16 protein-coding genes are annotated in these 20466 nt (G+C 42.2%); 12 read left to right on the forward strand and 4 right to left on the reverse strand.

Features of this window, described 5'->3' with window-relative positions; genetic code table 11:
* Nucleotides 1-10 precede the first annotated feature (10 nt).
* Both C5O00_RS02900 and C5O00_RS02905 read left to right on the forward strand, forming a co-directional pair.
* On the forward strand, nucleotides 11-460 hold the full coding sequence (locus tag C5O00_RS02900; protein ID WP_158676763.1) for a DUF4890 domain-containing protein: 450 nt from the start codon (nucleotides 11-13) through the stop codon (nucleotides 458-460).
* Nucleotides 461-538: 78 nt separating this feature from the next.
* Complete coding sequence (locus C5O00_RS02905) at nucleotides 539-889, forward strand: hypothetical protein (protein ID WP_105214781.1); 351 nt, start codon at nucleotides 539-541, stop codon at nucleotides 887-889.
* Between the two features lie 50 nt (nucleotides 890-939).
* Here C5O00_RS02905 and hemL read toward each other — a convergent pair whose 3' ends face one another.
* From hemL to C5O00_RS02920, 3 genes are read right to left on the reverse strand one after another with little or no spacing between them, the layout of a single operon-like run.
* Nucleotides 940-2226, reverse strand: coding sequence for a glutamate-1-semialdehyde 2,1-aminomutase (gene hemL / locus C5O00_RS02910; RefSeq protein ID WP_105214783.1), 1287 nt, complete (start codon nucleotides 2224-2226; stop codon nucleotides 940-942).
* 6 nt (nucleotides 2227-2232) lie between these two features.
* Nucleotides 2233-3063: a glucosaminidase domain-containing protein gene (locus C5O00_RS02915; RefSeq protein ID WP_105214785.1), complete on the reverse strand. Its 831-nt coding sequence runs from the start codon at nucleotides 3061-3063 to the stop codon at nucleotides 2233-2235.
* Nucleotides 3064-4005, reverse strand: a complete 942-nt coding sequence (locus C5O00_RS02920) for a 1-aminocyclopropane-1-carboxylate deaminase/D-cysteine desulfhydrase (protein WP_244593018.1) — start codon at nucleotides 4003-4005, stop codon at nucleotides 3064-3066.
* 267 nt (nucleotides 4006-4272) lie between these two features.
* Between C5O00_RS02920 and C5O00_RS02925 the strand changes: the two genes are divergently transcribed.
* The 10 genes from C5O00_RS02925 (at nucleotide 4273) to C5O00_RS02970 (ending at nucleotide 18306) form a co-directional block, all read left to right on the forward strand.
* Entirely contained in the window at nucleotides 4273-6789 is a 2517-nt protein-coding gene (locus C5O00_RS02925) for a phage tail-like protein (RefSeq protein WP_158676764.1), read from the forward strand.
* A gap of 283 nt (nucleotides 6790-7072) precedes the next feature.
* Nucleotides 7073-7885 carry a phage tail-like protein gene (locus C5O00_RS02930; RefSeq protein ID WP_158676765.1) on the forward strand — a complete coding sequence of 271 codons (813 nt, stop codon included), beginning with the start codon at nucleotides 7073-7075 and terminating at the stop codon, nucleotides 7883-7885.
* Nucleotides 7886-7899: 14 nt separating this feature from the next.
* Nucleotides 7900-8709: a phage tail-like protein gene (locus C5O00_RS02935; RefSeq protein ID WP_105214791.1), complete on the forward strand. Its 810-nt coding sequence runs from the start codon at nucleotides 7900-7902 to the stop codon at nucleotides 8707-8709.
* Between the two features lie 35 nt (nucleotides 8710-8744).
* On the forward strand, nucleotides 8745-9569 hold the full coding sequence (locus C5O00_RS02940) for a phage tail-like protein (protein ID WP_105214793.1): 825 nt from the start codon (nucleotides 8745-8747) through the stop codon (nucleotides 9567-9569).
* Nucleotides 9570-9606: 37 nt separating this feature from the next.
* Nucleotides 9607-12732 (forward strand): choice-of-anchor B family protein, encoded by a 3126-nt coding sequence (locus C5O00_RS02945; RefSeq protein ID WP_158676766.1) that lies wholly within the window; start codon nucleotides 9607-9609, stop codon nucleotides 12730-12732.
* Between the two features lie 233 nt (nucleotides 12733-12965).
* Nucleotides 12966-13676 carry a phage tail-like protein gene (locus C5O00_RS02950; protein WP_105214797.1) on the forward strand — a complete coding sequence of 237 codons (711 nt, stop codon included), beginning with the start codon at nucleotides 12966-12968 and terminating at the stop codon, nucleotides 13674-13676.
* 360 nt (nucleotides 13677-14036) lie between these two features.
* Nucleotides 14037-14210, forward strand: a complete 174-nt coding sequence (locus tag C5O00_RS14440) for a C1orf53 family protein (RefSeq protein WP_158676767.1) — start codon at nucleotides 14037-14039, stop codon at nucleotides 14208-14210.
* Complete coding sequence (gene hutU / locus C5O00_RS02960) at nucleotides 14207-16189, forward strand: urocanate hydratase (RefSeq protein ID WP_105214801.1); 1983 nt, start codon at nucleotides 14207-14209, stop codon at nucleotides 16187-16189. Before C5O00_RS14440 ends, hutU begins: the two co-directional genes overlap by 4 nt.
* A 10-nt stretch (nucleotides 16190-16199) precedes the next feature.
* Entirely contained in the window at nucleotides 16200-16742 is a 543-nt protein-coding gene (locus C5O00_RS02965; RefSeq protein ID WP_105214803.1) for a DUF4136 domain-containing protein, read from the forward strand.
* Between the two features lie 469 nt (nucleotides 16743-17211).
* Nucleotides 17212-18306 (forward strand): T9SS type A sorting domain-containing protein, encoded by a 1095-nt coding sequence (locus C5O00_RS02970; RefSeq protein ID WP_105214805.1) that lies wholly within the window; start codon nucleotides 17212-17214, stop codon nucleotides 18304-18306.
* Nucleotides 18307-18362: 56 nt separating this feature from the next.
* On the opposite strand, the gene C5O00_RS02975 is transcribed toward C5O00_RS02970, so the two are convergent.
* The gene (locus C5O00_RS02975) at nucleotides 18363-20465 is read right to left on the reverse strand and encodes an alpha-ketoacid dehydrogenase subunit alpha/beta (protein WP_105214807.1); all 2103 of its coding nucleotides are present in this window, start codon (nucleotides 20463-20465) and stop codon (nucleotides 18363-18365) included.
* Nucleotide 20466 lies beyond the last annotated feature (1 nt).

Below are 20466 nucleotides of genomic sequence, written 5' to 3' on the forward strand. Positions count from 1 at the left end.
ATCCATGAACATGAAAAACGTATTTTTAGTTGCAAGTTTCTTAATCTGTTTTACGAGTTTCGCACAAGGGCCTCGGGGAAATAACGACAGACAACCCAAACCTAAAATGGAGAGGCCGGATTTCACTCCTACACAGCTAGCCGAACTTCAAACTAAAAAGCTCACCCTCGAATTAGATCTTGATGAAAAGCAACAAGCAAAAGTATTCGAATTGCAACTCAAGGTTGCAAAAGACAGGGAAGCGCATAAAACCGAAAAGGGTCCTAAGGATGAAATGACCGATGAAGATAAATTCGAAAAACACTCGGCAAGGCTCGATTCGCAAATTGAATACAAAAATGCCATGAAATCTATCCTTAATAAGGATCAATTTGAAAAATGGGAAAAGACCAGTGAGAATAGGGGTAAAAAGCGCAAGCAAGAAGGTCGACGAGACAAGAAACGCGAAAAAAGACACTAGTAGCGAATTTTGGCCCAATTCTTGGAATATTCATTGTAAAATAGTTACATTAGTAACCTTAAAATTAAAATTGATACAATGAAAAATCTATTATCGGTACTTGCTATTTCATGTATAATGTTAGTAGGAATGGGCAGTATGTCCGCACAGAGTTTAACTCAGGACCAGGACAGGCCAGAGGTTATTGCAAAAACAAAGGTAGCAGACCTTTCGTCTAAACTTGACCTAACGGGCGATCAGCAACGAGCGTTGTTCAGAGCCTATACCGCACACGAAAGCAATTATCAGAAGCATGTAACAGGGAAGGATATTTCCAGTCCGAAAGTTCAGGCAGATAAGAACAAGTTCGATGCAGTATTAAAGGATGCAGTAAAGAAATCATTGACGGACGCCCAATATAATAAGTGGCTCACCCTTCAGAAGATGTAAATTAAATTATATAATAATAAAGACCTCCTGGGAAATCTCAGGAGGTTTTTTTATAGGGTTTTTACAAGATCGTGGCAGGCGTTAATCGTCATGTCCAGATCCTTATAAGTTAGCGCATCGTTTAAGAACCAACTTTCAAATGCACTTGGGGGTAAATATATCCCGCGGTTTAACATCCCATGGAAGAATTTTTTGAACGTTTCGTTATTACCCTTCGCGGAAGACTCAAAATCTATAACTTCTTCCTTAGTAAAGTGCACCGAGATCATAGATCCAACCCTGTTTATCACATAGGGCAGTCCACTCTCGTTTAAAGCCAGGTCCAACCCATTATGTAGATAAGCCGTCTTTTCGGCAAGAGATTGGTAAATTTCAGGAGATCGATCAAGAGCTTTTAACATGGCGAGACCAGCGGCCATCGCCAATGGATTACCGCTCAAGGTTCCTGCCTGATAAACAGGACCCAAGGGGGCTAGAAAATCCATGATCTCATTTCTGGCGGCGAATGCTCCAACCGGAAGCCCTCCGCCAATAACCTTCCCAAAGGTTACTATATCGGCTTTTACACCATATAATTCCTGGGCTCCACCAGCAGCTAACCGAAATCCGGTCATCACCTCATCGAAAACCAGAAGGATATCATTTTCGTTGCATAAATCGCGTAACCCCTCCAAAAATCCGTCGGCCGGAGGAATACATCCCATATTTCCTGCTACAGGTTCCAGGATAATACAGGCTATTTCTCCTCTGTTCTCCAAAATGAGCTCCCTTACCCTGTTAAGATCATTATATGGAGCGAGCAAAGTATCTCTGGCAGTACCAGCAGTGACTCCTGGACTGTTTGGGACACCAAAGGTAACAGCACCGCTACCTGCTTCAATGAGAAACGAATCACTGTGACCGTGATAACACCCTGCAAATTTTATGATCTTGTCCTTACCCGTGTATCCACGTGCCAGGCGTACTGCACTCATACATGCTTCGGTACCACTGTTTACAAAACGGATCTTATCTATGCCCGGAACCATCGAAACAGCCAAAGAGGCGATCTCAGTTTCAATCTGCGTGGGCATACCAAAAGAAGTACCTTTCTCGGCTTTCGATATAAGTGCATCGAGAACCGGCTGGTACGCATGTCCAAGGATCAATGGGCCCCAGGAGGCTATATAATCTACGAGTTTATTTCCATCTACATCGTACAAATAGGCCCCTTTGGCGTGTTCAATAAATACAGGGTCACCGCCAACAGCCTTAAAGGCCCGTACAGGTGAGTTTACACCTCCCGGAATATATTGTTGTGCCTCTTTAAATAAGGCACTACTTCGTTTATAGATCATGAAAAATTATTGATTCTTTACAGGATGCAAATATAATACCTGTCCTATAGAAATAGTATTAGTTTCAAGGCCATTATACTCTTTTAACGTTTCAACCGTAATATTGAATCGTCTGGCAATACTATAGAGGGTATCACCTTTTAAAACCGTGTAGGTATTGATCTTTGTGTTATCCGGGTTGATAGGATTTGCACCGGCACCTAATACCATTTCGTCATAAGCCGCCAGATTATAGCGTTCTATGATAGAAATGAGCTTGTCTGGGTATTTAGGATCGGTAGCATACCCCGCCTTCTTCAAACCTCTGGCCCAGGATTTATAATCATCTTTCCTGTATTTAAACAGATCCTTATATCTGCTTCGTTGCGTAAGGAACAGCGAGTGATCCCTAAATGAATATTTAGGATCTTTATATTTTCTGAAGCACTCACCCTTTTCGTCATCGTCGTGATACACGCGTTCGCCTGTCCATTCGGTGTGACATTTAATTCCGAAATGATTATTTGCTTTTCGCGTTAATTCTCCTCTTCCGGCACCACTCTCAAGTATCCCCTGTGCCAGGGTGATGCTGGCCGGTATACCGTATTGAAGCATCTCCTCCCTTGCAATGCCATTGTAGTTTTCAATGTAATTGGCAACAACCTCGGCGTATGAAGCATCAGGCGGAAGCTCTTTCACCACCGTTTTAGGTACTGTTGTAGTAGTTTCGGGTTGTTTTTCGATCACTATCTTTTCGGTGCGGTCTCTTTTCTTACTTTCCACAATGCGCTTCTTAGATTTACAACTTGTGGTTAGAAATCCAACTGCAACGATAACTATGAGGATTCTAAATAGCATTTATATTTCGATTTGAGGTAGGTTCTTTGATTTCAATCGGAGGTTCATTCCATTAATTCCCTGTAGTCCCCCGGTATGAATCGCTAAAATACGGCTATTTTTTCTGAAATATCCGGCTTTCATTAGATTCATGATCCCATACATCATCTTAGCTGTGTATACCGGATCCAGTTGAATATTTGTTAATTCTTTAAACTTGTTAATGAAACGAACTAATTCTGAATCTATTTTAGCATAGCCGCCAAAATTGTAGCGGTCTGTGAGCTGATATTTGGAATTACTACTGAATTTATCCAGTATTTCCTTCTGAAAAGTTCCATTAAGTACAGAAAACCCGATCCCCTCCTGGTGAGGCTGCAAGGAATTCAATATCCCTGCGAAGGTTCCTCCGGTTCCCACCGCCACCGCCACATGATCGAATTCCACATCTGTATCACTAAGTATTTCAGAACAACCCTTTACTGCTAATTGTGAAGTACCACCTTCCGGAATGATATAATAATCGTGCAGATCGCGTATATATCGTTTTAAAACTTCTCCCTGATCCTTATCCTTATAATCACTTCTACTCATGAATATTAAGCGCATACCACAGCGGGAGGCGTACTGCAGCGTAGGGTTGCTCTCTATATATGGTTCCAATTCTTCTCCTCGTATCACCCCTACCGTAGGAATACTAAAAAGCTTTCCCGCAGAGGCTGTGGCAGCAATATGATTAGAAAACGCACCACCAAAAGTAAGGATCGCCCGTTTATGCGTGGCTCTCATATCCTCAAAAAGGTATTTTAATTTTCTGAACTTATTTCCCGAAACTTCAGAGTGTATTTGATCTTCCCGTTTCAAAAAAAGTGAATATCCCGAAATTGAGAATGGTTCCAGGAGGATCTCCTCATTCATCGATCCGGTTTCTTCGAAGAAAAATTCAAGATTATTATGGGCCAAAATTCTTCAATTTTATTTGATGCGAAATTATTGAAGATAGTTCAATCTTTAACACTTTATGACACAGATAATTAGAGAATAAGTAGAAAAACGGACTTCAGCTTAAAAAAATTTCACTAAAACGACGTAAATATCCCAATTCCTCATTTCTAGATTTTAACATTTATAAATTACAAAAGTTAAATTATAGTGTATTTCATCGATTTATTTTGTCTTTTGTCGATTTTTATGTATATAATTGTAGGAAAATTCCTCAATAACCAGCTTATGACGATAACACTACTACACCGAAAATTCCTACTAATTCTTTTCTTTGTCTTCAGCACTTCCCTGCTGCATGCCCAAGTAGGAATCAATACAACTGCCCCCGGTACCGGGGCCATGTTGGATGTAACAAGTAATAACAAAGGTATATTACTTCCTCGTGTCGCCTTATCGGCCACGAATAGTAGCAGCCCAATCACACCGGCTCCTTCTACAAGCCTTTTGGTCTATAACACCGCAACTGCGGGATCTGGAGCAACTGCTGTTACGCCCGGATTCTACTTCTGGAGTGGAACCGCCTGGATTCCTATCATTGGGAACGACTGGAAACAAAGCGGTAATGCCGGAACTAGCCCCGCAGCAAATTTTGTGGGAACTACAGATAATTCGGATCTAAGTTTTAGAACCAATAACACCGAGAAATTCCGAATCACCTCTAATGGTCGTCTAAGATCATATACAGATGGCACAAGCGGTTCTCCTGCGTTCTCCTGGGACAGTGATACTGATACAGGATTCTACAGGTCTAATCCGGACGAATTCTCTATAGTTACAAATGGTAATTCCCAATTAACTATTGACGCCAGTGGTAATTTACGTGCTAATAGCGCAGGTACCGCGGCTAATCCGCTATTTGGATGGTCCGGTGATCCCGATAAAGGGTTCTACAGCCCGGGTGCCGACCTTCTCGGCCTGGTAACAAATGGAACCGAAAGATTTCGAATTCCCAATACTAACCAGGTACACGCCATGTCGAATGGTATAAATACAGCTCCTTTTTACAGCTGGAATACGGATACAGACACCGGACTTTGGATCAGTTCGGCCGACCGACTTAACCTAACAGCGGGAGGTCTTGAATTTTTAGAGCTACGGGAAGATGCAAACGATCAACTGGTAATTAATGATACCAACGCAGATATCAACACCAGAATTGCTACTACCAATAATAGCAATACACTTTTCGTGGATGGAGCAAATGATAATGTTGGACTAGGAACAGGTGCACCTAACACAAGTGCACAATTAGAGATGAGCGATACAGATCGAGGTATTCTTATTAACAGGGTAGCCTTAACTTCGAGAGCAGTAGCGAGTCCGGTAACATCGCCCGCCACAGGCTTGCTGGTTTACAATACTGCAAATGCCAGTAGTGGAGATACCGAAGTTTTACCTGGTTTCTACTATTGGAGTGGCAGCGAATGGATCGCCATGGGGGGAACTGGTGGTCGTGACTGGTCATTGGAAGGAAATGCAGGCACTAGTCCTGTACAAAATTTCATCGGTACTACAGATGCTACAGATTTTGTACTACGCACCAACGACACCGAAAGAATGCGCTTTCTTGATATTGGAACCGCAGGTATGGGATCTATGCCATACACCAACGTGGTTTTACGCGTTAACGACGCATCCCATCCTTTCGGCATCGTTTCGGAAACGTCCAGTAACGGAGCCTCTGTATGGGGAGCCGATTCGGGATCGGGGATAGGAATACGAGGAGAAAACACGGGAACTGGTATTGGTCTTTACGGTTATGCCGCCAATTCCCACGGTGCTTATACCTATACCACCTATACAGGTAGTTCCTTCCTTATAGGAGGGATCCAGGCCTGGGGTGGTGGTGCAAACGGTGCCAATGGGGTGCTGGCCGTTGCAGATCAGCTATCATCCTCAAGATCCAATATGGGATTAAGAGCTGTATCTGGTAGTACTACTTCCATTTCTACAAACCAGATTCTCAACATAGGTGTTAACTCTAACGCCACAGATCTCGCCATCTATGCGATGACGGAAGGCCCTATTACCTCCTATAGTAGTATAGAGGCAGCTCGCTATCAGACCAATTATACAGGAAATGCTCTCACGGCAGATGCAAGGGACCCAAGAGCGCAACTTGCCGGTTATACTAATTCCAGTCTTGTAGGAGGTGGTAATATGTACTACGGTGGATATTTCTATAGTGGAGGGTCCAGTTCCAACTCGTCTTACGCCTATGCAGGTGCCCGATATAACAACACCAATTACAAGATCATTGGTAATGGTGCAGTTTCCACAATTGTTCAGGACACAAACGGTGACAAAAAAGTGATGTTCGCTCCGGAAGCTCCGGAAGTTCTGTTCGAAGACTATGGCACAGGACAACTTGTAAACGGAACAGCGAATATTTCTATCGATCCGATCTTTACAAATAACATCGTTGTAGACCAGGATCATCCATTAAAGGTGTTCATTCAGCTTGAAGGCGACTGCAACGGCGTGTACGTGACAAATAAATCTGCTAGCAGTTTCACTGTAAAGGAGCTTCAGAATGGGACATCGAATGTAACTTTCTCTTATCATATAGTTGCAAATAGGAAGAATGACACAGGATCTACGGAGAACAGCTCTAACTACAGCGATCTAAGATTCCCGGATGCACCGGATGAAATTGGCCCAGAAACATTGGATGCCAGAGAATTACAAAAGTATAAGCCGGAGCAAAACACTTTACAAAATAAACTAACGTCTAAAAACTAAATGCCATTATACATTAACTAATAACAAACCAAAACTAGTAAGTAAACGGCACCCGTTTTAAAGGATAATTTACCTTAGCGGGTGCCAAAATTAAGTTCAGAAAAATTATAGATACAGCCAATCATTGACATGACCGAAAATATGCTACTTTACCTATTTCGCATCTAATATGTAGCATTTTTCGTACATTTTGTGATATTTTGTGCATTTCATCGATTATTTTATGTTTTAATCGATTATGTTGCGTATAATTGTGATGCCCAAAATGTTTAATGTCATTGATATGAAGCAATTTAACCTACGAAATTACGCCCTCGCCCTTTTTTATGCAGTGGGTTTTTATTCTTACACAGTAGCCCAGGTTGGGATCAATACCACGTCTCCCAACGGGATTCTCGAAGTAGCTAATCCTACAGGTGCAACACATGGAATAGTTCTTCCACGAGTTGCTCTTACGGCAACCAACGTTGCAGGACCTGTTTTAAATCCACAGGGAGGTGCCCTGGCAGTTGGTACAGTAGTTTATAATACTACGACAACCACCACAGGATCCAACGACGTTTATCCCGGAATATATGTTTGGACCGGGACCGAATGGTTTAACAAATTCACTAAGAAACACCAGGAGTATTATACACAAACCTCCTTCTTTCAACCAGACTCTAATGCCGGTTGGCAGAACGTCCCCGGATTAACTTCTCAAACCTTTACCGCAAACTACACAGGTGCATATAAAATTGAAGTGAGTATGAACTATGGAAGTGGTTACATTAACGATGTTTCCGCAGGCTGTGATGTTGCCTATCAACAGGGGCAATTCAGGTTTAACTTTAACGGTACCAATTACTATGTGACCGCAAAGGCTCAAGCTTCCCAAGAGCCTTCAGGAACCAGATATTACGCAATATGGGAGCAATATTCTTTTATAGAGTATGTAAGCCTTGTAGCCGGGACTAACTATACCTTCACCCTTTCCTTCGATCAGGCAAATTCGCCAGGTTTCGTTAACAATGGAAACTCGGGATCAGGTCTTGGGTATATGGGAATTCCCGATCATGTTCCCTGCTCTGTTGAATTTACATATATAGGTGAATAAAAAAACAACTAACGATGAAAAATAATACGCTATTACATATTTGTGTTCTGTTTTTTCTGGCTGGTATAACCACTTTTGCCCAGGTTGGGATTGGCACCACTTCACCAAAAGGAATTTTGGATATAGACAGTAGTACTTACGGTGTAGTTTATCCAAGTGTGGCATTAACCGCTACCAATGTGGCAGCACCGGTGGTAAATCCTTTAGGTGGAGCACTGGCGGTTGGAACAACAGTTTTTAACACTAATACAACAAATACAGGTTCAAACGATGTTGAACCGGGAATTTACTCCTGGGATGGCTCCCAGTGGATAATTCACTTCTTTAAAAGGCAACAGGAAATGTATCCGCAAACTTCTGTTCTAAGAAGTTCGGCTGCTTTGGGATTCCAGGACGTACCTGGAGTGGGTGCTGCCGATCTAAGAACATTTACAGCAAATTATTCCGGTCTATATCGAATTGAAGTAAAACTTACCTATGGCGGTGGAAATATGAATACCACAACCGATGTTGAAACCACCATGACCGAAGGCGACTTTAGGTTTACATTCGATGGTACAGCTAATATCATAAAAGCTAAATCTTTCTCAACATATAACGCTCATATTAGCGGAGGAAGACAATTTGCAGACTCGTGGGTCCAAACCACTAAGACATTTTATGTAAATCTGGTCCAGAATCAGTCTTACATTTTTTCTTTGGAATTTGATCAGTATACGGATGCAAAATTAATGAACGGAGGAAATTTAGTAATTACAGACGGAAGGGGATACGTAGGAAGTGAAATCCCATGTTACATCGAATTCACCTACCTGGGTGACTAAAAAACTTTGATATATACTATTAAACAATAGCTATTATGAAATTAACGATCAAATCTATATTCGCCCTCGCTACGCTATTTCTTGCAGTTACAGCTCTACAGGCTCAAATCGGTATTGGTACCGAGGCTCCTCAGGGAATGCTGGATCTGTCTAATAGCAATTCGGCCGGGTTTGTATTTCCAAAAGTAGCCCTCACAGCCGATAATGTTGCGGCCCCTGTAACTAATCCTCAGGGAGGCGCACTGGAAGTAGGAACCGTGGTCTTTAATACCGCTACTACTACAACCGGTGCTAATGATGTTTCTCCCGGTATTTATGCCTGGAATGGTTCCAGGTGGAACCCTCAGTATTTAAGACAAGACTCTGCTTTATTCGAGCAATCTCCATTAGACCTGAGAACGGTTACCGGAGATACTTCGTATAATTCTGGTTCTTCAGACTGGGTAGATGTACCTGGTTTAGGCGCCGGATCTACTTTTACAGCCAAATATACAGGAACATATAAGGTAAAAGCCAGTTTTAATTTTGGTGGCGGACAAGTGGTAACACCTTCTGCTGGTAATATTATGATGGCCACCATGGAAGGGCTTTTTAGATTCACCTTCGACGGAAGCAGCAATCTTATATACACACACTCCTACTCACTATATAACAACCCTACATATCAGGAACAATTTATACATGACTCTAATTTTATCCAATACGTGAATTTAACAGCCGGACAAACCTATAATTTCCGGCTTGAAGTCGATGTTTTCGTTGCAACACACTACGTTAACGGAGGAAACTCAGGTACCGGTAGAGGTCATGTGGGAATTAGTATCCCGTGTGCTGTAGAATTTACTTTTATCGATGAATAAGAACTTTACTTTAAACTTTATAAATACACCCCGTATTATGAACAGATACTTACTTTTCGCTTTACTGATCAATTTCAGTCTGGTAACTGCCCAAACACCATGTTCTGGTGGTATGGCAGGAAGCTATCCTTGTGACGGCCTAACACTTCAATCATATTTATCACTTTCTCAGTTAGGTGCGTCTTCAGGAAACGATTCCTGGGGATGGACAGATCCTTTAGACCAAAAGGAATACGCCATCGTTGGACTAAATAACAGTACTTTCTTTATAGACATCACCGATCCGGTGAATCCAAGAAGACTAGGAAGGCTGATGACACAAACAAGTAATAGCGCCTGGAGAGATGTTAAGGTTTACAACAACCACGCATTTATTGTAAGTGAAGCATCTGGACATGGTATGCAGATCTTTGATCTAACAACATTAAGAGGACTTTCAACCAACCCCAACAGGATTTTCTCAAATACCGCTCATTACAATGGTTTTGGAGATGCCCATAATATTATTATTAACGAGGACACTGGGATTGCCTACGTGTTAGGTGCTAATATCTATAGTGGAGGCCCTCATTTTATCGATATCACCACCCCTGCTAGTCCGGTGAGTTTAGGTGGTTATTCTGCAAGAGGATACACCCACGATGCGCAAGTTGTAATCTATGATGGTCCTGATCAGGATTACCAGGGTCGTGAGATTTTCATTGGAGCTAATGAAGACGAGATAGTATTATTGGACGTTACCAATAAGGCCAGCGTTACCGTGATTTCAACTATTACATATCCTAATTTTAGCTATACACACCAGGGATGGTTTACCGAGGATAAAAGATTTTTTATTCTTGGAGACGAAACCGATGAACAGGGTTACGGTTTCAATACGAAAACTATCGTTTTAAATCTTGATGATCTGGACAACCCTAATATAGCTTTCAATTACTACGGGCCTACTGCCGCGATCGACCATAACGGCTACGTGAGAGGGAATAGATTCTACCAGGCCAGTTATGGAGCCGGTTTGAGAGTTATTAAACTTGGCGACCTGGACCAGGGAGTCTCTGCAATGACCGAAGTAGATTATTTCGATACATGGCCTTCCAGTAATTCGGCTACGTTCAACGGTGCATGGAATGTATACCCATATTTCCCCAGTGGAAACCTGATCATTAGTAATTACAATACCGGATTCTTTGTAGTGAAAGATCCGAACTTTGACGAAACAGACCCAACCGTTGTTTGCCAGAATATTACGGCAACCTTGAACAAAGCTACGGGAACCGTAACTATTAACGCAAATGATGTTGATAATGGTTCAACAGATAATATGGGTATAGTAAGTATGTCTCTTGATGGACAAACCACCTTTACTTGTGCAGATGTTGGTAGTGTGTTTAACGTTACCCTAACTGTGGAAGATGACTATGGAAACAGATCGTCTTGTGTAGCCCAGGTAACTGTGGCTGCTGAAACTACCGAGTTTAGCGGCGGGTCATGGTCTAACGGAGTTCCTGATATTGGTAGTAACGCGAAGATCGCCAGTGATTATGATACGGGTGCAGGCGCAAATACCAGTTTCGATGCATGTTCATGCGAGATCGATGCCGGACGCACACTTACTATTCAGGCGAACGATTACATAAATATCGAAAAAGACATTACAGTTAACGGGAACCTGATAGTAAAACATCAGGGAAGCGTAGTGCAAAGTGATGCTACCGCTTCAGTAATAAAGAATGGAAGTATAGACGTTGAATTAACCACACCTCCACTGAAGAATCGTGATTTTATGATCATGGGAAGCCCCATGACCACCGAAACACGCACAGGTGTATTTAACGGGGCGTACAATGTACAGGCTTATACTCCGGCTAATTTTATTCCTCATTCGGGCGTTCCGGCTGGAGGAACCAATTTTGCCGATGATAACTTCGACGACTGGAACCCGGCTAGTGGGACCATTACCCCTGGAGAAGGCTTCCTGGTTTATCCGCAAGCAGCCTATAACGATCCGGCCTATAACGGACCACCACCTGTCTCAACCCTGCAATTCGATATGAATTACACCCTGGGAACCCTAAACAACGGTACAGTAACCAGATCCATTATCTTTAATGGCCTGGGGTCAAACCCGGACGGAACACCGAACATGCTCGCAAATCCATACGCATCTCCTATCGATGCCAGTGCATTTGTAAATGATAACGCCCTGGTGAACGAAGTATATTTCTGGGAACACCTAACAGCGCCCAGTGCAGCCATCCCAGGAGCGAACACAATTAACGTTTCCATGGACGATATCTCTATGTACAACGGTACAATGGGGGTACCCGCAGCAAACGATCCCGGTACATCCACCACACCTAATGGAGTGATCTCTACCGGACAAGGATTCTCGATCAAAGCTTTTGGAGCCGGAACAGTATCTTTTACTAATAGTATGAGACTCACCTCCGGTAATACCACCCTGCGTAATCCCGAAGGACTAGAGAAAATGATACTGAAAGTGGAAAACACTCAATTTGACGTTCGCAGTTATGCCGGTATTGCATTTAGACCTGATGGTAGTGCACAATTGGATGCCAATTTCGATTCTAACAGACTTGCCACCATAATTTCCCTTTACTCACATCTTGAGGACGGTACCGAGCAACTGGGTATTCAAACCCGTGAAACCTTCGATGCCGAAATTAAGATCCCAATGGGCTTTAGCTCACAGGTGGAAAGTGAAACTAATTACGTGATATCAATTTCCTCTTTGGAAGGTAGTGTCCTTCCGGGAGTAACGGTATACCTGATCGACCACAGAGAGAATGTAATAACCGAACTAAGTGCCAACGACTATGAGTTTACCAGTGGACAAGGTACCTTCGACGGTAGATTTACACTTCAATTCGAACAGGACGGATCCTTAGGTTCTGTAGCTAACAAACTCAATAGTGTTGTGGTTTATCCTAACCCGGCTGATAACATTATTAATATCAGCTCACCGGCTACATACCTAAAAGCCATCGAAGTCTACGATGTTCGTGGAAGAAGACTTTCTGAAGAAATCGATGACAAACAAAATTCGGTATCACTTAGTGTGACTAATCTCGAAACAGGAATCTACTTTGTGAAAGTGGATACCGAAGTCGGTTCGGTGACCAAAAAGATCATAAAAAAATAACCAGATCTCAATCTCGATAAAAAAGCCTGAACTGATGTTCAGGCTTTTTTTTTACGCGTACGTTTTTTACTGCCTTTTTACTTATGTACTTACAAATCAACGGATTATTTATACATATACTCGAAAAAAAACATGAATCCACGGGAATAATTCTTCTATTATTAAATCATTTTATACATTCATAATTCATAAATGTGTTTTATGAAAACAATTAACTCCCCCGACCCCCAAAATTGTTTTCGATTTTCTTACTGCTCATATTTACTATTGCCGGATACGGCCAGGTTGGTATTGGAACAACAACACCTAACAGTAACGCATTGTTAGATATAGATGCTTCTATCAATGTGGGAGGTGTACTTTTACCACGAGTAGCACTTACTTCTTCTGGTGGTGCTGCACCACTTTCATCTCATGTTGCAGGGATGACCGTATACAATACGGCAACAACTGCCGATATTTTTCCAGGAATCTACACAAACAATGGATCCAGGTGGATGCGTGTTGAAGATTCATCTCCAGCGGCTCATTCTGTTTCCCTCGCAACCGATATCCAAATTTCGAGTGCGACCTTTGCAAATGTACCCAGCATGCCAACTCTTACATTTACTGCCAGAAAAAGCTCGGTTTTGGTTATGCTAACTGCATCCGGTTTCGGTTATACCAACTCTATGGCCGCAGTTCAATTAAGAGTTCGAAATGTTACTTCGGGAACTACGATAGGCGGAACCAATAATAAGATCCAAAGCTATGATGATGTTACAGGTACCGTAACTACCTGGTCTGCATCATTCTCAAAATTGGTGACGGGTTTAACCATAGGGACGACATACACCTTCAGCGTTCAAGGGCTGGTAGGAGGTATCCTGGGAACACCGAACGCAGCTATTTTTCCGGTTACAAATCCCGATAACCAGCATATGACATTAACCGTTATACAATAATTAAACGTATTTTAAAAACCTCCAAAAAGACCTTGATTTCAGATAATTGAGGTCTTTTTCATTCGCATATGCTTCTCTTTCAAAGCTAATATTCCTATAAGCAAGCTTTGTCGATCGGTATTGGATCAATCTATATACATACTCCATGAGATACCACAAATAAAATGGAATTATTAGAAATTCAACCTGCTGTCTTAAATGTATCTTTTCGTGATTAATGAAGACTTTATCTTGCTTAAGATCTTTTCGCTTCAGAATTATAAATGGCCATAGACTTATTCCCAGAAAATTTTTACGAAGTAAGAAACGATTCACCAATACGATCATGAATACAAGATAGGAAATTGGTATTTTTGTGTAATGACTTTTTTTAACAAAAAGAACGAGCTCGAAGAAGGGGATTATTACATAACCCCGGAAGGCTATAAGTGTTTTACAGAGCAATATCACTTAAAAAGAGGCTATTGCTGTGAAAGCGGTTGCAGACATTGCCCGTATGGCTTCAACACCAAAACGAATACCCAAAACAAATGACATTTCAAGAAGAAATACTAGAAGGAATTCCAGATCAACTACCAGACCCTAAACCTTACGACCCCGACGTAAATCACGCCCCTAAACGAAAGGAGATCTTGACCGATTATGAAAAAGAACTGGCACTTCGGAATGCCTTGCGGTATTTCCCGAGTAAACTCCATAGCTCCCTCCTACCCGAATTTGCTGAAGAACTAGAAGCTTACGGCCGCATCTATATGTATCGTTACAGACCGATACACAAGATATTCGCCAGAGGTATTTCCCAATATCCCGGTAAGTCTGAACAGGCCAAAGCGATCATGTTAATGATCCAAAATAATCTGGATCATGCGGTAGCACAACATCCGCATGAATTGATCACCTATGGAGGAAACGGTGCGGTATTTCAGAATTGGGCCCAATACAGACTGGTCATGAAGTACCTGGCTGAAATGAACGACGAGCAAACACTAGTCATGTATTCGGGGCATCCATTGGGATTGTTCCCCTCCCATAAAGAAGCTCCAAGGGTGGTTGTTACCAACGGAATGATGATTCCCAATTATTCGAGTCAGGACGACTGGGAAAAATTCAACGCTTTAGGGGTTACGCAGTACGGACAGATGACGGCGGGAAGCTATATGTATATTGGCCCACAGGGAATTGTTCACGGAACGACAATAACAGTTTTGAACGGATTCAGAAAAATAAATAAAGACCCTAAGGGCGGTCTATTTGTAACTTCCGGTTTGGGAGGAATGAGTGGTGCACAGCCTAAAGCCGGCAATATTGCAGGTTGTGTTACTGTCTGCGCCGAAGTAAATAAAAAAGCCACTCAAACAAGACATTCGCAGGGATGGGTGGATGAGATCATTTCAAACCTAAAACAACTGGCAGATCGGGTTAGGAAAGCCTGTGCCAATGGAGAAACTGTATCCATAGCCTATGATGGAAATGTAGTGGATGTATGGGAATTTTTTGCTGAAGAGAATATTAAGATCGATCTGGGAAGCGATCAAACCTCTCTTCACAATCCATGGGCAGGTGGTTATTATCCTGTGGGAATGACCTATGAAGAGGCCAATGACATGATGGCTAGTGATCCTGAAGGATTTAAAGAAAAGGTAAGGCAAAGCCTGAGACGCCATGCTGCAGCAATTAACAAACACACCGAAAGAGGCACTTATTTTTTCGATTATGGGAATGCATTTCTTTTGGAGGCTTCCAGGGCAGGTGCCGATGTTTGCACCGATGATCCGGTTCGGGAATTTAAATATCCAAGTTATGTTCAGGATATTATGGGCCCGATGTGTTTCGATTATGGATTTGGGCCATTCCGCTGGGTATGTGCTTCGGGTGATCCCGATGATCTAGCGAAAACCGATGAGATCGCAACAGCTGTCCTCGAGCAACTGAAAGTAAACGCCCCTGAAGAAATCCAGCAGCAAATGGCAGATAATATAAAATGGATAAAAGGGGCGCAGGAGAACAAACTGGTGGTTGGATCGCAGGCGCGTATTCTCTATGCAGATTCGGACGGTCGCATACAAATTGCTTCGGCATTTAATAAGGCCATTTCCGAAGGGAAAATAGGTCCAGTTATACTAGGTCGCGACCATCATGATGTTTCTGGCACCGACTCTCCTTACAGAGAAACGTCCAATATTTATGACGGCAGTCGTTTTACTGCCGATATGGCCATCCATAATGTAATTGGAGATAGCTTTCGCGGAGCTACCTGGGTAAGTATTCACAACGGAGGAGGTGTTGGTTGGGGAGAAGTGATTAATGGAGGTTTCGGTATGGTTCTTGATGGAAGTAAGGAAGCCCAACGTCGTCTGGAAGGCATGCTTTTCTGGGACGTGAATAATGGGATAGCCCGAAGAAGTTGGGCGAGAAATGAAGAAGCCGTTTTCGCCATCAAACGAGCAATGAGAGACAATCCAAACCTAAAAGTAACGCTTCCGAATTTCGTCGATAACAATTTGTTTAAGTAAACCATATGCTATGAAATCACTTAAATTCACAACATTACTTTTAGTACTTTTTGTCTTTACTTCCTGTACCACGGTACGGGTTGTGAGCGACTATGACCGTCAGGCCAATTTTAATGAATACAATTCTTTTGCTTTTTATAAGCCCGGGATAGACAAGGCCGAGATCTCAGACCTTGATAAAAAACGTATTCTTCGGGCCATAAATTCTGAATTAGCGGCGAAAGGCCTTAACAAGTCTGATTCTCCCGATCTTCTGGTTAGTATATTCACTAAAGAACGGGAACGAATAAACGTTTACAATAATAATTTCGGATGGGGCTGGGGTTGGAATCCCTGGTGGTATGGAGGTTATTACGGAAATTCCGTTTCCCGATCCACAGAAGGGTCTCTTTACATAGACCTCATCGATGCTAAAACCAACGAATTGGTTTGGCAAGGTGTAGGAAGTGCACGATTGATCACAAGCGGGAATATTGATAAAAAGGAAGCTCGCATTAGAGAGATAGTGCGAGAGATCTTAATGAAATACCCACCTGGAAATTCAATGAATTAAAAACAAACCCTCCATTTTGGAGGGTTTTTTATTTAGACTCACCCCCGTTTTCTTCGCGCTTTAGAAGCATATTATTAGTTGATTTACTAATAGTTTATTGATTCCGTTCTCATTTGCGTGGGCTCTCCACCGGTTATCCTTATTATTTAACACCGTGCTATTTAAAATGATGCTTATTAAAGGACTTGTGTTAGATAAATGCTGTCTTTCGAGTGAATTTATGTTACCTATCTCCTAGTGCTCCCTTCGATCCCCAGGTAATGTTACCATAATTATATCTTTTGTTACAATAGTAACATAGGTTGATAGAAGGGGATTATACTTTAGTCATGTTAGGTTTTTTCTCAAATAATAAAGGAAAAATCCCCACCTAAAACAGAGTCTTTAGCTATCGATAGTGATGAAGTAGGAATCTACTTTTACACCATGATTAACAGACACATAAAATTAACCTTTTAAATAATCTACAATGAAAACAATTTTTACTTTCTTACTAGTGCTGGCAACCACCTTTGGTGTAGCACAAAATTCGATGTTCGTTCATACCGCTACGGTCGCGAACAGTTCATTTAATGTTACTTACATCGATCATCCGGACCTTAATGCTAACCCAAATGCCAATTTAGTGGTTAGCCACAACTGGAACCCTGTGGGGTCTTCCGGCGTGTATAACGATAATGTTACCGGAGTATGGTACGACACCTTTTCCCAACAATGGGCCATTTACAATGAGAATCCGGGTGTAAATATTGTTCCGGATAGTTCGTATAATGTTTATTATTCTACAAACACTGCTACCATAACTCATATTGCCACGGTTGGCAATCAAGGAGCTATAGACTCATACACCGTTTTAAATAGCCCACTATTAAACGGTAATCCAAATGCTCATGCCGTTTTAACTACCTATTATAATCCTAACAATCAATACAATGATACTGTCTATGGTTTTTGGTACGACGATACACTGGACAGATGGATCATCTATAGTGAGGACGGCAGCACTATACCCTTAGGCTCCGCTTTTTTTGTAGCGGTGAATGGAGCAGATGTACAAACCATGAGACACGTGGCTATTCCAAGTAATATATTTGGTAATTACACCCTGATCGATCATCCGGTCTTGAACGGTGACCCGAATGCAGTTTTTGTATTTGGCCACAATTGGGGTATTTCGGGAGATCCTTCTAATGTGATAATGGATCACAACATGGGTGTGTGGTATGATGGATCCAACTGGAGCATTTACACCGAAGATTTATCTAATATGCCAGATAATGCTACCTTCGATCTTCTCATTTACGACGAAACTCTTGGTGTTACAGATAATAAAGTGGAAGGCCTGTACTACGGTCCAAACCCTGTAAAGGACATACTCGATATTCGTGCTAACGACCCCATAACTTCGGTAACCATTTATAATCTACTAGGGCAAAAACTAACCAAAGTAGCTGGAGATGGAAACGCAATCGGAATCAATCTTTCCGGTTATGCCGCAGGCACCTATTTCGCCACAGTAATTGTTGGTAACGCTTCAGAAACAGTAAAGTTGATCAAACAATAATGTTTGGAGTTTTGTTTAGTATTGTTGCAAGGAGCGTCTAAGGCGCTCCTTTTTATTTAATAACCCAGGATCTCATTTATCTTATCCTTCACTTTTTCAACAGAAGGGATCATGGTTTGTTCTAACGTGCTATTAAGCGGGATCGCCGGCATATTCTCACTACCAATGATCATTACAGGTGCGTCCAGTTCTTGAAAACACTCCTCCTGGATTCTACCCTGCAATGCCCTACTAAAGCTATTATCGGTAGGTTCTTCGGTCACAACAAGGCATTTACCACATTTTTTTACACTTTTAAATACGGTGTCATAATCCAAAGGATGTAAGGTTCTAAGGTCTACAACTTCGATCTTATCCTGAAGACCTAGTTCTTCAGAAGCATTCATCGCCCAGTGAACTCCCATACCATAGGTTATTATAGATAGAGTCTCTTCGTTTTCCTGCTTCCAGATTTCTTGTAATACCCATGCTTTTCCGAAGGGAAGGATGTAGTCTTCGGCAGGTTCTACCGAAGTAGCTCCTTTGGTTCCGGGAACCTTACTCCAATATAGCCCCTTGTGCTCGAAGATAACTACAGGATTCGGGTCGTAATAGGCAGCTTTTAAAAGCCCTTTTAAATCGGCACCATTGCTTGGATAAGCTATCTTCAAACCACGGATATTGGTAACTACGCTTTCCACAGAAGATGAATGATACGGACCACCGCTCCCATAGGCTCCTATTGGTACTCTCAGGATCATGGATACCGGCCATTTACCATTCGATAAATAGCAACTACGGCTTACCTCGGTGAACAACTGGTTAAGTCCAGGCCAGATATAATCTGCAAACTGAACCTCAACTATAGGCTTTAAACCAACTGCACTCATCCCTACGGTTGAACCTACGATAAATGCTTCCTGAATTGGCGTATTGAATACCCTGTTATCCCCAAATTTTTGGGCAAGTGTAGCTGCTTCCCTAAAAACACCTCCCAGTCTTCCACCAACATCCTGGCCATAGAGCAGGCATTCTTTATGTTTTCGCATCAGTTCTTCTATCGCGAAAAGTGCGCAATCCACCATCACCACTTTGTCGGCTCCTTTCGGACTTCTATCGCCTGTTTCTTCCACGATGGGTGTGGGAGCGAAATCGTGAGTAAAGAGATCCTCAGGCCTTGGGTCCTCTGCCTTTAGGGCTTTTTCAAAATCTGCTCGTACTATATCAATACAATTATTCTCGAATTCCTGAATTTCGTTGTCGGTAAAGCCTGTTTCCTTTAATAATGCCTTCATTTTAGGGTACGGATCACGGGACTGAGCCTCTTCCAGATCGTCCCGGTACCATTCCATCCTAACCCCGGAGGTATGATGATTTAACAATGGCACTCTTGCGTGAACCAAAAACGGCCTACGCTCATTCCTGATTGTATCCAGAACTTTTGAAATGGTGGTATAACTTTCGATAAAATCGGTTCCATCGATGGATACTGCTTCCAGTCCATGGAATCCGGCGGCGTATTCAAAAGCATTCTGTGCACGGGTCTCTGCTGCATTTGCCGAAATATCCCATCCATTGTCCTGTACCAGATAAAGAATAGGCAATTGTTTAAGAGCTGCCATCTGGAAGGCTTCCGAAATTTCACCTTCGGTTACCGAAGCATCTCCCAATGAGCATACAACCACAGGATTATCTATAGAATTCCCAGCCGGATCAAGTTCTGAAATTCCTTCGGCTTCCTTATACCAGAATCCCATTGCCACACCCGTTGCCGGAATGGCCTGCATGCCTGTAGCCGAGCTTTGATGAGGAATTTTAGGTTTATCGTCTTCTCTAAGACTAGGGTGCGAATAATATGTTCGGCCTCCGGAAAACGGATCGTCTCTTTTGGCTAAAACCTGAAGCATAAGATCGTATGGCCTCATACCGATGGACAATAACATGGCATCATCCCGATAGTAAGGAAAGGCGTAGTCCTGAGGTTTTAACTGTAAACCCACCGCTGTCTGGATCACTTCATGTCCACGGGAAGTAGCATGCACATACTTGGAAACTGTTTTAAAGTTTTCCTCATACAGATATGTAAGTGCTTTGGCAGTGCACAGGTTTTTAAAACCCTTTACAAGTATCTCTTTCTTCAGTTTACTATTATTCACAGTGATTAAATTATCCTTGATCATT

The sequence above is a fragment of the Pukyongia salina genome (assembly GCF_002966125.1).
GTDB classification, from domain to species: Bacteria; Bacteroidota; Bacteroidia; order Flavobacteriales; family Flavobacteriaceae; genus Pukyongia; species Pukyongia salina.

Excerpts from the sequence above, each read along its gene's own strand:
- C5O00_RS02965 (WP_105214803.1), top strand. The coding sequence starts at position 16,200 with ATGAAATCACTTAAATTCACAACATTACTTTTAGTACTTTTTGTCTTT.
- hemL (WP_105214783.1), bottom strand. The coding sequence starts at position 2,226 with ATGATCTATAAACGAAGTAGTGCCTTATTTAAAGAGGCACAACAATAT.
- C5O00_RS02915 (WP_105214785.1), bottom strand. The coding sequence starts at position 3,063 with ATGCTATTTAGAATCCTCATAGTTATCGTTGCAGTTGGATTTCTAACC.
- C5O00_RS02940 (WP_105214793.1), top strand. The coding sequence starts at position 8,745 with ATGAAATTAACGATCAAATCTATATTCGCCCTCGCTACGCTATTTCTT.
- C5O00_RS02930 (WP_158676765.1), top strand. The coding sequence starts at position 7,073 with ATGAAGCAATTTAACCTACGAAATTACGCCCTCGCCCTTTTTTATGCA.
- C5O00_RS14440 (WP_158676767.1), top strand. The coding sequence starts at position 14,037 with ATGACTTTTTTTAACAAAAAGAACGAGCTCGAAGAAGGGGATTATTAC.
- C5O00_RS02925 (WP_158676764.1), top strand. The coding sequence starts at position 4,273 with ATGACGATAACACTACTACACCGAAAATTCCTACTAATTCTTTTCTTT.
- C5O00_RS02935 (WP_105214791.1), top strand. The coding sequence starts at position 7,900 with ATGAAAAATAATACGCTATTACATATTTGTGTTCTGTTTTTTCTGGCT.
- C5O00_RS02900 (WP_158676763.1), top strand. The coding sequence starts at position 11 with ATGAAAAACGTATTTTTAGTTGCAAGTTTCTTAATCTGTTTTACGAGT.
- C5O00_RS02905 (WP_105214781.1), top strand. The coding sequence starts at position 539 with ATGAAAAATCTATTATCGGTACTTGCTATTTCATGTATAATGTTAGTA.
- C5O00_RS02970 (WP_105214805.1), top strand. The coding sequence starts at position 17,212 with ATGAAAACAATTTTTACTTTCTTACTAGTGCTGGCAACCACCTTTGGT.
- hutU (WP_105214801.1), top strand. The coding sequence starts at position 14,207 with ATGACATTTCAAGAAGAAATACTAGAAGGAATTCCAGATCAACTACCA.
- C5O00_RS02975 (WP_105214807.1), bottom strand. The coding sequence starts at position 20,465 with ATGATCAAGGATAATTTAATCACTGTGAATAATAGTAAACTGAAGAAA.
- C5O00_RS02945 (WP_158676766.1), top strand. The coding sequence starts at position 9,607 with ATGAACAGATACTTACTTTTCGCTTTACTGATCAATTTCAGTCTGGTA.